We start from the raw sequence: 13574 nt of genomic DNA on the forward strand, positions 1-13574 counted from the left end.
CCGCGGAGGAGGCGGCGCCCCGACGGGTCAACGGTCGAGCCAGGCGGTGAAGTAGTTCGCGTACGCGAGGCCGTTGTAGCTGACGTCCTTCACATCGGGCGACTGCACGTAGACGCGCTGCACGATCTGGGTGATCGGCGCGAAGTAGCCCTTCTCGAGGACGTACTGCTGCAGCTCGTCGAACACCGGCTCACGAGACTCGCGATCGGTCGCGGAGGCGAGCTGCGCGGCGAGGTCGTTCAGGGTCTCGTCGCTCGTGCCGACCTTGAACCAGTCCTCATCGCCCGGATTGCTCGCCGTCAGCACACCGGGAATGGTGCCGATGTCGACGAAGCTGCGCGTGATCTCCGTGGCCTGCAGGGTCTTGTTGTTGATGACCTTCTCGCCGTAGGTCACGACGTCGTAGGCCTCGATGTCGACCTTGAAGCCGATCTCGGCGAGCTGCTGCGCGACCAGTTCGTCGATCGCCTTGGAGGTCGCGAGATACGGGTTCGGGTAGAGGGTCAGCGCGAGCTGCTGTCCATCCTTCTCGCGGACGCCGTCGGCGCCTTCCACCCAGCCGGCATCGTCCAGGAGCTGCTCGGCGGTGTCGGGGTCGTATGCGAACGCGTCGGTGTGGTCGGTGGCCTCCGGCACGTTGCTCTGCACGAACGACTCGGCGGCGAACCAGTCCTCGGTGTAGACGGTGGACAGGATCTCATCGCGGTCGATGCCGTGCGTGAACGCCTGGCGCACCGCCTCCTCGCCGAACGGTGCTGCGGTGGTGTTGAGGGCATAGCCGTTGACGAAGCCGAGGTAGCGCGGCACCGCGACCTCGAAGCCCTCGTCCTTCAGCGCGTCGAGCTCCTGCGGCGACGCGTTGTACGCGACATCCGCCTGTCCCGACTGGACCGAGCCCGTGCGCAGCGTCGGCTCGGCCACGATCTTGTAGGTGATCGTGTCGAGGTAGGCAGGGCCCTCGTGCTCGAGAGCCGCAGGGCCCCAGTCGTAGTCCTCTCGTTTGGTCAGGACGACGCTGTCGCCCTCCTTCCACGATTCGACGACGAACGGGCCGCTGCCGATGTCGTTCGACAGATCCGCCTGCTCCTCCGCCGGGAGCGCCAGAGACTCGGGCGAGATGAGGATCGAACCGTGGTACGCGAGCGTCGGGATGAAGCTCAGCGTCGCCTTCGAGAACGTCACCTTCACCGTCGCGTCGTCGACCGCCTCCGCGCCGACGTAGTTCGCCGACGGGAACAGCCCGACGCGGGCGATGCCCTTGTCGGGGGCGCCCTTCGCCCAGATGTCGATGTTGGCGACGACGGCCGCGGCGTCGACCGGGGTTCCGTCGGAGAAGGTCACGCCGTCCTTGAGGTGGATCGTGAACTCCGTCGCCGCGTCGTTCTGCTCCCAGCTCTCGGCGACCCACGGGCTGAGTTCGCCGTCGCCGTCCACGTAGATGAGCTTGTCGGTCAGGTGACCCCACACGTGACCCTGGTAGCTCGAGATCGAGCTCGAGTTGGGGATCCAGGTGGCGCCGAGCGAGTCGATGAGGAAGGTGAGGTCGCCGCCCTCCTTGGGCTCGTCCGAGCCGGCGCTCGCCTGCGGGGCGGCGCCGCCGGCACAGCCGGCGAGGAGGGCGACGGCGGCGAACGCCGCGGTGGCGACGAGGCCGGCCCGTCGCAATGGGTGTCGGGTGCGGGTGGTCATGATCTTTCCTTGCTGTGAGGGTGAGGGTCGGCGGTGGGGCGGGTGCCGACATGTCCGGGGCCGGTGGCCCCGAGGTTCAGAGGGCCTTGCCGGGGTTGAGCACGTCGAAGGGGTCGAAGGCGGCCTTGACGGCGAGCTGGGCTTCGCGGCTGCGTGATGAGAGCTCCAGCGCCGCGAGCTCCCGCTTGACCGTTCCGATGCCGTGCTCGCCGCTCACCGTCCCGCCGAGCGACAGCGCGAGGCGTGCGAGCTCGTCGGACGCCTCGTGGAGCTCGGCCGGCGGGACGAGCGGGTCGGCACCGTCGGGGATGGGCTTGGTGATGACGGGATGGAGGTTGCCGTCGCCCGCGTGCGCGACCGCCCCGATCTCGACCCCGAAGCGATGCTCGAGCTCGGGCAGCGCGGCGTAGACGTCCGGGATCCGCGACTTCGGCACGGCGATGTCGCCGCCGGCGAACCACGAGCGCTCGTCGAAGCCGCGCCCACCCCGGCGCAGGGCCCACAGCGCCTGGCCCGCAGCATCCGTCTCCTGGGTGACGCGGCCGCCGACGGCCTCGAGGGCGTCACGAAGGTCGGTGAACTGCTCGTCGATCCCGTAGCCGTCGAGCTCGATGAGCAGGAGCGATCCGCCACGGATGCGGAGGTCTGTGCCGCGGTGCTGGTCGATGTTGGCGAGCGTGCGTCCGTCGAGGAACTCGATGACGGCGGGACGCACCGAGCTGCGCGTGATGGCGGACAGAGCGGATGCCCCGGCCGCGGTCGTGTCGAAGAACGCCGACACCGTGCGGCGGGCGACCGGGATGGGCCGCAGCCGGACGGTCACTCGGACGACGATTCCGAGCACGCCCTCCGAGCCGACGAACAGCGAGACGAGGTCGAGCCCGGTGACGCCCTTGATCGAGCGGTGGCCGACCGTGATGAGCTCGCCGTCGGCGAGCACGACGTCGAGCGCGAGCACGGACTCGCGCGTCACGCCGTACTTCGCGCAGCGCAGACCCCCGGCGTTGGTGGCGACGTTGCCGCCGATCGTCGAGATCTCGTAGCTCGCGGGGTCGGGCGCATAGAACAGGCCCCACGCTGCGAGATGTTCGTTGAGCGCAGCGTTGAGCACCCCCGGTTCCACGACGGCGACCTCGTCGAGCGGGGCGACCTCCACGATGCGGTCGAGCCGCTCCGTCGAGATCACGAGCTGTGCGGCGGTGGCCGAGGCGCCGCCGGAAAGACCTGTGCCCGCGCCGCGCGGCACGATCGTCACGCCGTGGCGGGCGGCAGCGCGGACGACCTCTTGCACCTCCTCGGTGGTGGCCGGGAACGCGACGGCGGGACCGGATGCTGCATCCCCGCGCGCGCGCCGCGTCGCAGCGTCATCGAGATAGGCGATCGTCTCGACCGAGGGGGCGAGTACCGCGATGTTCGGGAAGTTCGCGGCGAGGTCGTCGAGCACGTCGGCGAGCGCGCTGATGCGCGAGGTGGGTTCGCTGACGGGGGCCGTGGCAGCCATGGGGGGCCTTTCAAAGGGAGTCTCGAAGCGGAGCAGGTACCCCTCCGCGGCTTCCCCAGACGGTAGGGACAGCGCCCGCGGTCACGCGCTGCCGCATGTCACCCGGCGTCCGAGTGAGTCACGGCTCGTCGCACAGCGTCACGCGGCGACATCTTCTTGGACCCGGTTCAACTCATCGACGCCGTCGTCCGCAGACGTGAAAGGCCGCCTCCGCGGCCGGGAGTATCGCCTGCCGTCAGCGCCCATCCGGGACGCATTTCCCGAACGGGGTGATCCTGTTCATCCCGGCTTCTGCATGTCATCCAGGAATCCCGAACGCAACTCGGATAACACTCGGTGACCGTCGGTGTCCGGGTTTGACGAGCGGCTAGGTCGGAGGCACGGGCGCTTCTACTGTCGCCGGTGGGACCCCGTAGGGTCCTCCTCCGACGTTGAATCCGCTGCCGGAGGCGTGCGAGACGTATCGCGCTCGCACGATGCCCCTACCCACAGCACTGCCGAACAGAGGCGACACCGTGAACATGATCCGCACTGCGACAGCACTCACAACCCTGGGACTCGTGGCGGCGATGATGGCCGGCTGCGCCTCCGCCGCAGGATCGCCGAGCGAGACCTCGGCCGGTGACGCCGGGCCGTCGGTCGACGAGTTGCGGCTGGGCTACTTCGCCAACGTGACGCATGCGCCCGCGCTCGTGGGGCTGGAGGAGGGCCTCTTCCAGGACGCCGTCGGCGACGACGTCACCATCACGACGCAGGTCTTCAACGCCGGCCCCGCCGCCATCGAGGCGCTCACCGCCGGCGCGATCGACGCGACCTACATCGGCCCGAACCCGTCGATCAACACCTTCATCCAGTCCGGTGGCGAGTCCGCGCGGATCATCGCCGGTGCCGCCACGGGCGGTGCGGCGCTGGTGGTGCGTGACGGCATCGACGACCCCGCCGACCTGGAGGGCACCACGATCGCGACGCCGCAGCTGGGCAACACGCAGGACGTCGCGGCCCGGGTGTGGCTGGCGGACCAGGGCTTCGAGACCGACACGTCGGGTGGCGGCGACGTGCAGATCACACCGACCGAGAACGCGCAGACGCTGACGCTGTTCCAGGACGGTCAGCTCGACGGCGCGTGGCTGCCCGAGCCGTGGGTGTCGCGGCTGGTCATCGACGCGGGCGCCCACGTGCTGCAGGACGAGGCCGACCTCTGGGAGGACGGCGAGTTCCCCACGACCGTGCTGCTGGTGCGCAAGGAGTTCCTCGACGAGCACCCGGACGTCGTCGCCGACCTGCTGAAGGGCCACGAGGCCGCCGTGCGGTGGATCGCCGACAACGCCGACCAGGCACCGGCCGTGATCAACGACGCGATCGAGAAGGAGACCGGCAAGCCGCTCGCGGACGCCGTCATCCAGCGCGCGCTCGAGCACGTGACGTTCTCGGTCGACCCGCACGCCGACACGTTCGAGACGCTCGTCGACAACGGCATCCAGGCAGGCACCCAGAAGGACGGCTCGATCGAGGGCCTGTTCGATCTTCGCCTGCTCAACGAGCAGCTCGAAGCCGAGGGCCAAGAGCCCATCTCGGCAGCAGGACTCGGCGAGGACTGAACCCGCCGAAGCTGGAAGGGCGCCTGAGGTCGGCAGCCGGTCGTCAGTGCAGGGACTCGCCCCGTTTCAGCATCTCGACGTACTCGGCGACGCGTGAGGCTCGCGAGGCCGGCCGCTTGAGATTCGCCACCCGGAAGGCCATCGCGAACCGGTTCTGCGCCGACTGGGAAGCGAAGGCTTCGGCGATCTTCGGGTCCGCGTTCAGTGCTTCCTGCAGCTCTTCGGGGAGGTCGCCGTCGCGCTGCCGATACGCGCGGTCCCATCGCCCGTCGGCCTTCGCGCGGTCGATCTCGAGCTGACCCTGGGGTCGCATGCGGCCTTCCTCGATCAGCCGTGTCACGTGGCCGATGTTGACTTTCGACCACATGCTCCGCGGTCGTCGGGGCGTGAAGGTCTGCAGGAAGTAGTCGGCGTCGAGGGATTGCTTCTGCCCATCGATCCACCCGAAGCACAGCGCGACATCGAGCGCCTCGGCGTACGTGATCCCGGGTCGGCTCGTGGCGGCCTTGCGCAGTCGCAGTCGGATCCCGCTCGGGTCGGGGTCCGAGTCCAGCCAGGCTTCCCAGTCGGCGACGGTGTCCACGTGCAGTTCAGGCTTGTTCGCGCGGTCGACCATGGCGGCAGGATAGCTCTCGTCCCCGTGCCGGCGGACCTTCCGGGCTCTCGCCGGTCCGGGCTCCTCTGTGCGTGATGCGTAGGGTGAGGTGTGTGAGTGATCCGAAGCCGTCTCCCGGTCCGCCGCACCCCGCCGCTCGCGCGTTTGCGATCGCACTTGCTGTGGGTCTCAGCGTCGGCATTGCGGTTGGCTCATCGTTGGGAGTCGCGCTCGGCAACGCCGGAGTCGGCATCGCACTTGGAGTCGGTATCGGCGCGGTGCTTGCGTCGTCGTTCACCGTCCTCACGTTGCGGAGCCGCTCCACGACGGATGGGCCAGCCGAGGAACCACCCGCCGCCGATCGATAAGCGCGCCGATGGTCTTCTTACAGGAGGGACCAACTCACGACCCGCGAGACGCGAAATCCACGCACAGGAGGAGCCCATGGGGAAGGTGGTCATGAACGCGTCGGTCTCGGTGGATGGTTTCATTGCGGCCGAGAACGACGATCCCGGCCCACTGTTCGAGTGGCTGGTCAGCGGCGACGTGTCGTTGGATGACAGCGGCGTGCTGAACGTGTCGCAAGCGTCATATGACCACATCCGGCCGTACTGGGATCAGGTCGGGGTGACGATCGTCGGCCGCCACGCCTTCGACATCACGGACGGCTGGGACGGGAAGCCTCCGAGCGGGATCGCCCACGTCGTCGTCGTGACGCATCGGCAGGCACCCGAGGGCTGGGACCCAGACGCGCCGTTTCACTTCGTCGACGGCATCCACGCGGCCGTGACCAAGGCGCAGGAGCTTGCGGGTGACCGCATCGTCGAGATCGCTGCCGGCGACGTCGGCGGTCAGGCACTCGCCGCAGGCGTGGTCGACGAGGTGCGCATGGACGTCGCCCCTGTCGTGCTCGGGTCAGGCAAGCGGTATTTCGGCTCCGTCGCCTCGCCGCACCTGATGGAGGATCCAGCCGTGGTCGTCCGGGGCGAGCGGGTGCTTCACCTGTGCTACCGGGTGCGCCGCATGCCGATCTGAGCGGGAACGCGAACCGTCCCACAGCGACGCCAAACCTCCGCATCAACGATGCGCTCACGTCGGGGCGTGCGCTACCCCTTGACAGGCTGCGGGCCCACACTCTGGGCGCAGATGCAACCCCCGCGACGCAGTGCGGGACCTCCCGTAGCGTGCAGACGGGAGAGAGAGGCGCGGCGCGATCGTGTACGCGACGGAACTGACAATCGGAGACCACGCGTACCTGTTGCGCGCGGGGACGGACGAGCGGGGCGTGCTCGACGAGTTGACGGCGGCGGTGCGGGCCGGCGGGGGTGTGGTGGAGTTGCCCGCCGGCGCGCCGAACTCGCCGCGGTCCGTGCTGATCAGCCCCGGAGTCCCCGTGTTCATCGAACGCATCCCCATTCCCGATGACCCTCCCACCCCGGACGACGATGCCGGTGAGGACGCATGCGCGGAGTGGGTGCTCTGAAGCGGCGACCAATCCACATCTGACCATCGCGCGCCGCGCCCGACCCGCTGCGCCGCGTCGACCGCGCAAAGCGCTCCACACGGGGACCCGTGGCGATGACCTGCCCGAGGGTCTACTGTGAGCGCCGGGTCCCTTCACCTCGCCGGTCTGCACAAGGGATGGAGCGTCGTCATGAGTGGTCGAGTCGAGCGCACCGAGCAGGAGATCCTGCGGTGGTTCCAACGGGACATCGAAGGTCCGATGGCGGACTTCCGCGATCCGAGCCAGGAGTGGCGGCGGCTGGTGTCCGAGCTCTACGGGACGTTTCTGCTGGTGCTCGTGGCCGCTGGCGCGGGGATGATGGGGCAGGCGTTCCCGGGGACGATCTCCCGCGCAGCCGCGGTGGTCGCTCCTGCGCTGATGGTGATGGGGGTCATCCTCTTCATGGGCAAGGTGTCGGGGGCGCATCTGAATCCGGCGGTGAGCATCGCGTTCGCGCTGAGGCGCGACTTTCCGTGGCGGCGGGTGCCGGGGTACATCGTGGCCCAGCTCGCCGGGGCGACCCTGGCCGCGCTCTTCCTGCAATGGGTGGTCGGAGTGTCGGCCACCTACGGCTCGAATCACCCCGCCGAGTCGTACGGTGCGGGACCCGCCTTCGTCATGGAGGCGGTGCTCACGCTCGGCCTCGTGAGCGTCATCCTGGGGACGGCGTCCGGGGCGCAGAACATCGGCATCTTCGGGGCGCTCGGAGTGGGCGGGTACATCGCCCTCGCGGGTCTGTGGGGCAGCCCGATATCGGGAGCATCGATGAATCCCGCTCGCACTTTCGGGCCGGATCTCGCCAGTCTCACGTTCACCGACTACTGGGTCTACGTCGCAGGGCCGCTCGTCGGCGCCATGATCGCGGTCGGCATCGCCTACGTGTTGCGGGGTCGAGGCGGAGGCGAGTCCGGCTCCACCGCGGCGCAGGGAGCCCTGTTCACCGAGACCGGCAGCCCCGATCAGACCTGACGATGACGGATAGGGTGGCGTGGTGATAGCGCCCGCTCCGCCGAGCCCCGCCCCTGCGCCGAGGCCGGGCGCCATCTACTTCCTCGGGCGGGTGGTCCTGCGGCCGTTGTTCTGGCTGATGTACCGTCCGCGCATCGTCGGTCGAGGGAACGTGCCCGAGCGTGGGCCGGTGCTGCTGGCGAGCAACCACCTTGCGTCGCTCGACACGGTCATCATCCCGACCTCCGCGACCCGCCCGGTGCAGTTCCTCATCAAGTCGTCGTACTTCACGGGCTCAGGAATGCTCGGCCGCATCAAGCGCCGGTTCTTCACCTCGATCGGCGGTGTCCCGGTGTACCGTGCGACCGGTCGCGATGCGCGCGCGGCGCTCGACGCGGGCAGCAGCATCCTGCGGGCCGGCAGCGTGTTCGCGGTGTTCCCCGAGGGAACCCGCTCACGCGACGGGAAGCTGCACGACGGTCACGGTGGTGCGGCGTGGATGGCGCGCGACACGGGCGCCGCTGTGGTGCCTGTCGGACTGATCGGGACCGGCACCGTCACGCCGCTGAGTCATCTGCTGCCGGGGAGGCCGCGCCTCGAGGTGCACTTCGGCGAGCCGCTCGACCTCGCCGACCTCGAAGGGATGCCGGACGGCAAGGCCCGCCGCGAGATCACCGAGCGCATGATGGCCGCGATCGCACTCCTGAGCGGACAGGAGCGCTCCGGCAGCGTCAACGCGACATCGCGCGACTGACCCGCTTCGGGAGAAATGCCCCGGACGCACCGATTCAGTCGCACTCACCCGATGCACGCCGGCCGATCCGCTGCGACCGATCCACGGGAGAGCTCTCGCGGCGGGTGATGGCCGGGCTGCAGCATCCGGATCCCGTCAGGTCACGGAGATGAGGGACCTCTGCCAGCCCGACGATCCGTTCGGCGCGATCGGCGCCGCCTCCTCGAGCTGCAGTTCGCCGTTGTTGTCGGTCGCCCGCACTGAGAGGTAGTGGGTGCCGGGTGCGGCATCCCATTCCAGGAACCACTGCACCCATGTGTCGGTGTTGATCGGGGTCGACAGCATCGCGGGCTGCCAGTCGCCGTCGTCGATGCGCACTTCGACACCTTGGATGCCGACGGATTGCGCCCACGCGACGCCGGCGATCGGGATGCGCCCCGCCGCGATCGGCTTGCCGATCTTGGGGGTGTCGATCCGCGACGAGAACTTGATCGGCGCCTGCGCGCTGTAGCCGCGCGGGGTCCAGTAGGCCTCGTCCTGAGCGAACGTGGTGACGGTGAGCTCGGTCAGCCACTTGGTGGCCGAGACATAGCCGTAGAGACCGGGCACCACCATCCGGACGGGGAATCCGTGCTCGAGTGGCAGCGGCTCACCGTTCATACCGACGGCGAGGATCGCGTCGAGTTCGTCGTCGGTGAGCGCGGACAGCGGGGTGCCGGCGGTGTAGCCGTCGACGCTGCGAGAGAGCACCATGTCGGCGCCGGATTGCGGCCCCGCGAGACGGAGGATGTCGCGCACCGGCACGCCCAGCCACATGGCGTTTCCGACGAGCTCGCCGCCGACGACGTTGGACACGCACGTCAGTGTGATCGCGTACTCGTCCAACCCCATCGCGAGCAGTTCGTCGAAGCCGAGCTCGACACGTCGGTCCACCATGCCGTCGATCACCAGCCGCCAGCTGTCGGGGTTCACGGTGGGAACGGTGAGCGCGGTGTCGACCCGGTAGAAGTCGGCATTCGGAGTGAACAGCGGCGTGATGCCGGGGATGTCGAGTTCTGCGCCCGCGGGCACCGTCACGGTCGATCGTGCCGCGGGCAGGCGAAGCGCACGCCGGACCGCCTCCACCGACGAGGTGGCCATGCTCACCGCTCTCGCGGTGACCCCGACGATCACGGCGGACGCACCGGCGATGCCGGCCATGACGAAGAACCGGCGCCGGTCCATACCCCGGTCGGAGTTCGGGCTCGCCTGCTCACCAGACGCCGGCGGAAAGATCGGGCGCTGCCATGCCTGAAGGCGTCGAGACAGCAGGACCAGCACGATCGAACCCGCGAGCGCTCCGACCACCGGCGGCAGGAACGCGAGCGGGGTGACGCCCGGCCGCGTCACGATCGCTGCGACCGAGAGCGCCCCGGCGACACCGAGCGCGACGACGCCGAGGGGCGGCCGCACGAACTGCAGCACCCCCGCGATCGCGGACGCGATCACGACCGCGAGCCCGAGCCCCGCAAGCAGAGCGACCTTGTCGAACTCGCCGAACGTCGAGATGGCGAGCTCTTTGAGCGGCTGCGGCACGATGTCGATCACGAACGATCCGACAGCCAGGATCGGGCTGGCGTCACGTGCCACCACGAGCGCGACCAACTCGGAAGCCGCGAGGAACACCGCTGCGCTGACCACCCCCGAGAGCGCGGCGAGCGCGATGAACCTGCGCGGACGACGTCCGGCCACGGTGCACCCCCAATCCACGAGCCCGGTGCTCGACGATTGTTCGGAGCGCCGCCCGGATCGGATCGGGTCGCCGGGTCCGGCGCGCCGGACCCGGCGACCCGGGGTTATCCGTTCCCTACGCCTCCGGGATGACGCGACCGAAGGCTTCGAGCGTGATCGCCTCGGGTTCCGGGCCACCGCGCTTGCCGGTGTCGAGGGCGTCGATCTGCGAGAGTTCGTCGAGCGTGAGGTCGAAGTCGAACACATCGAAGTTCTCCGCGATGCGTTCGAGCCGGATCGACTTGGGGATGACTTGGATGCCCTTCTGGATGTGCCAGCGGAGCATGACCTGCGCGGCGGACTTGCCGTGCTTCTCACCGATGGCCAGCAGCACCGGGTCATCGAAGCTGCGTCTGGCGGAGTCCCGGTACGACGTGATCCCGCCGATCGGCGACCATGCCTGGGTGAGGATGCCGTGTTCCCGATCGAGAGCCTGCAGCTGCGTCTGCTGGAAGTACGGGTGCACCTCGATCTGGTTCACGACCGGAACCACGGACACCTCGTCGAGCAGTCGGGAGAGATGCTCAGGCATGAAGTTGCTCACGCCGATCGCGCGCACCTTCCCGTCCGCGAGGAGCGTCTCGAGCGCCTTGTAGGCGGCGATGGTCGAGTCGAACGCGGACGGCAGCGCCTGGTGGAGGATGAACAGGTCGATCTGGTCGACGCCGAGCTTCGCGGCGCTCTTCTCCCAGGCGTGCAGCGTCTGGTCGTAGCCGTAGTCGCTGATCCAGACCTTCGTCTCGATGAAGACGTCCTCTCGCTTCACCCCCGATTCTCGGATGCCCTGACCGACTTCCCGCTCGTTGCCATAGGCCGCGGCGGTGTCGATGTGGCGGTATCCGGTGCGGAGAGCGGCTGTCACGGCATCCACCGTCTCGGCCGGCGGCGTCTGGAAGACCCCGAGGCCGATTGCGGGGATCTCGACGCCGTTGTTCAGGATGAAGTTCGGAACGGTCATGGTTCCCACGCTAAGGACCGGAACCCCCGCGGCGGGAGGCACTGACACTCATCCTCTGGCTGAGGCACGCAGCGACACCTTCGTCGATCGGTGGAAACAAAAGGCGCAGGCGTGGTTGGCATACTGTAGGCACTCTTCGCTCACCGCCCTGAAAGGTTGCTCATGACGTCGGACATTCCGCTCGGTCTGGCTGATCAGCCGCTATCGGCCAAGATCTACGAACTTCTGCGTGAACGGATCATCGAAGGGGTTCTGCGGCCGGGGGAACGGATTCGTGAACGCGAGCTCGCCGCGGAGCTGAACGTCTCCCGCATCCCGATCCGGGAGGCGATGCCTCGGCTGGAGGCGGAGGGCTTCATCAGAACCCTTCCGCGGCGGGGCGCCGTCGTCACGGAGATGACGCTCAACGATGTCGAGGAGCTGTTCGCGGTGCGGTCGAGCCTCGAAGTGCTCGCCGCGAAGCTGGCTGCGCAGGCATGCGCCGCGGGACGCTCGCCGGAAGAGCTGTTCGATCGACTGGCTGCCTCCGAAGCGGCGTTGGAGGGTGCTGACGACGCGGCGATCGCCGCCGCGAACTCCGCGCTGCACGAAGAGATCCTGAACCTGTCGTCGAACTCGTTGCTCATAGGCCTGATGGGGCCCATCAATGGGCGCGTGCGACGGCTGTTCCGACTCGAGGCGGAGCGGGATCAGCGAGTTCTCTGCGCCGAGCACAAGAAGCTGTGCGACGCCATCGCGGAGGGCAACGTGGAATGGGCCGGCGCTCTCGCCTACGCACATGTGGAGCACAGCCGCGTCGATTCGCTCCGGCTCATCCGCGAGCGCCTGGAGTAGCTCGTGAAAGCGGTTTGGTCTACCAGATAGGCGAAACATTCAATTTACGTCCGCGCTGATCCGGCGAAACACGGGAATGGAATCTTGTATACCAAGTTCCTCCTCCCGAAGAGTCACCGGTGTACGAATTGCTCCACCTCCTCGACGGCACGCTGCCGGACGGCTCCCGCGTCGATCTGACGATCGCTGACGGCCGCATCCGCTGCGTCGCGCAGGCGAAGGAGCCGTCCGAGCGCGGGTCCCTCGCTGTCGCGTCGGCCGGTTTCGAGGATGCGGTGCGAACCGGCGCGGTGTCACGCGAGACCACCATCGACCTCGGGGGGCGGCTCGTCCTCCCGGCGCTGGTCAACGGCCACGCCCACCTCGACAAGACGTTCGTCGGATCGGGATGGCAGCCGCATCGCCCGGGGACGACGGTGGGGGAGCGCGTCACCGCCGAGCGGGCGATCCGCGACGAGCTCGACGTGCCGGTAGCGGAGCGGGCCGATGCCCTCGCTGCCGCCATGATCGGCTTCGGCACCGGCACGGTGCGCACGCACGTCGACATCGATCCGGCCGTCGGGCTCGCATCGCTGGAGGCGATCCTCGATCTTCAGGATCGCCTGCGCGACACCCTCCGCGTTCAGGTCGTCGCGTTTCCGCAGAGCGGGATCATCGCGTCCCCCGGGGTGGGCGCCCTCCTCGAGGAGGCGCTGCGCGCTGGTGCGGATGCGATCGGCGGTCTCGACCCGCTGTGCTTCGACCAGGACGCAGAGGGCCACCTCGACACCGTGTTCGATCTCGCCGCGCGCTACGACGTCGGCGTCGACATCCACCTGCACGACCTCGGTGAGCCGGCGCGGCGCCAGTACGCCATGATCGCCGAGCGGACGCGACGTCATGGCCGGGCGGGACGGGTGGCCGTGAGCCACGCGTACGGGCTCGGATCGATCGGTGTCGACCAGGCCCGACGCGTCGGCGCCGAGTTCGCAGCCACCGGTATCGCCGTCATGACGAACGGCCCGGCCGGGCCGATGCCGCCGGTTCTGGCGATGCGCGCCGAGGGCGCGACGGTGTTCTCGGGCTCCGACAACATCCGCGATGCCTGGTGGCCCTACGGCGACGGCGACATGCTCGCCGTCGCCCGCCAGGTCGCCTACCAGTCCAACTTCCGCACCGACGAGGAGCTCGGCGTCGCACTGGATCTGGTCACTGCGTCCGCCGCGCGGGCCCTCGGTGTGCACGACTACGGCGTGCACGAAGGGGCCGTCGCCGATCTCCTCGTCATCGACAGTCCGTCTCCGGCCGCCGCTGTCGCCGCCCACCCCGCATCCCGGCTCGTGCTGCACGGCGGACGCATCGTCGCCGCCCAGCTCGCGTCGGCCCACGTACTCGCGCCGATCACGCTCGACGCGATGGCCACCCGGCCCTGATCCACCCCGTTCCTGCAGCACCCGACCATCCA

At 68.9% G+C, this 13574-nt stretch carries 12 protein-coding genes; 7 read left to right on the plus strand and 5 right to left on the minus strand.

Going from position 1 to position 13574, the window contains the following annotated elements:
- Positions 1 to 27: 27 nt before the first annotated feature.
- Both RS82_RS02035 and RS82_RS02040 read right to left on the minus strand, forming a co-directional pair.
- Entirely contained in the window at positions 28 to 1689 is a 1662-nt protein-coding gene (locus RS82_RS02035) for an ABC transporter substrate-binding protein (RefSeq protein WP_045296581.1), read from the minus strand.
- Positions 1690 to 1765: 76 nt separating this feature from the next.
- Entirely contained in the window at positions 1766 to 3190 is a 1425-nt protein-coding gene (locus RS82_RS02040; RefSeq protein WP_045296583.1) for an FAD-binding oxidoreductase, read from the minus strand.
- Positions 3191 to 3711: 521 nt separating this feature from the next.
- Between RS82_RS02040 and RS82_RS02045 the strand changes: the two genes are divergently transcribed.
- A complete protein-coding gene (locus RS82_RS02045) occupies positions 3712 to 4788 on the plus strand; it encodes an ABC transporter substrate-binding protein (RefSeq protein ID WP_045296623.1) in 1077 nt (358 codons plus the stop codon).
- A 43-nt stretch (positions 4789 to 4831) separates the two neighbouring features.
- On the opposite strand, the gene RS82_RS02050 is transcribed toward RS82_RS02045, so the two are convergent.
- Positions 4832 to 5404, minus strand: coding sequence for a YdeI/OmpD-associated family protein (locus RS82_RS02050; RefSeq protein WP_045296584.1), 573 nt, complete (start codon positions 5402 to 5404; stop codon positions 4832 to 4834).
- A 423-nt stretch (positions 5405 to 5827) separates the two neighbouring features.
- Here RS82_RS02050 and RS82_RS02055 point away from each other — a divergent pair, with 423 nt between their 5' ends.
- The 4 genes from RS82_RS02055 to RS82_RS02070 all read left to right on the plus strand — a co-directional run bounded on the left by RS82_RS02055 (position 5828) and on the right by RS82_RS02070 (position 8589).
- Positions 5828 to 6418, plus strand: a complete 591-nt coding sequence (locus RS82_RS02055) for a dihydrofolate reductase family protein (RefSeq protein ID WP_045296585.1) — start codon at positions 5828 to 5830, stop codon at positions 6416 to 6418.
- A gap of 181 nt (positions 6419 to 6599) precedes the next feature.
- Positions 6600 to 6866, plus strand: coding sequence for a hypothetical protein (locus RS82_RS02060; protein WP_045296586.1), 267 nt, complete (start codon positions 6600 to 6602; stop codon positions 6864 to 6866).
- Positions 6867 to 7037: 171 nt separating this feature from the next.
- Positions 7038 to 7856 carry an MIP/aquaporin family protein gene (locus RS82_RS02065; RefSeq protein WP_045296587.1) on the plus strand — a complete coding sequence of 273 codons (819 nt, stop codon included), beginning with the start codon at positions 7038 to 7040 and terminating at the stop codon, positions 7854 to 7856.
- A 22-nt stretch (positions 7857 to 7878) separates the two neighbouring features.
- On the plus strand, positions 7879 to 8589 hold the full coding sequence (locus tag RS82_RS02070; RefSeq protein ID WP_245619489.1) for a lysophospholipid acyltransferase family protein: 711 nt from the start codon (positions 7879 to 7881) through the stop codon (positions 8587 to 8589).
- Positions 8590 to 8724: 135 nt separating this feature from the next.
- Here the strand turns inward: RS82_RS02070 and RS82_RS02075 are convergent, their stop codons facing one another.
- Both RS82_RS02075 and RS82_RS02080 read right to left on the minus strand, forming a co-directional pair.
- Positions 8725 to 10299, minus strand: a complete 1575-nt coding sequence (locus RS82_RS02075) for a molybdopterin-dependent oxidoreductase (protein ID WP_045296590.1) — start codon at positions 10297 to 10299, stop codon at positions 8725 to 8727.
- Positions 10300 to 10414: 115 nt separating this feature from the next.
- A complete protein-coding gene (locus tag RS82_RS02080; RefSeq protein ID WP_045296591.1) occupies positions 10415 to 11296 on the minus strand; it encodes an aldo/keto reductase in 882 nt (293 codons plus the stop codon).
- A 162-nt stretch (positions 11297 to 11458) separates the two neighbouring features.
- Between RS82_RS02080 and RS82_RS02085 the strand changes: the two genes are divergently transcribed.
- Entirely contained in the window at positions 11459 to 12130 is a 672-nt protein-coding gene (locus RS82_RS02085; protein WP_084695408.1) for a GntR family transcriptional regulator, read from the plus strand.
- Between the two features lie 119 nt (positions 12131 to 12249).
- Positions 12250 to 13542: an amidohydrolase gene (locus RS82_RS02090; RefSeq protein WP_045296592.1), complete on the plus strand. Its 1293-nt coding sequence runs from the start codon at positions 12250 to 12252 to the stop codon at positions 13540 to 13542.
- The last annotated feature ends 32 nt before the right edge of the window (positions 13543 to 13574 follow it).

The sequence above is a fragment of the Microbacterium trichothecenolyticum genome (genome assembly GCF_000956465.1).
GTDB lineage: Bacteria > Actinomycetota > Actinomycetes > Actinomycetales > Microbacteriaceae > Microbacterium > Microbacterium trichothecenolyticum.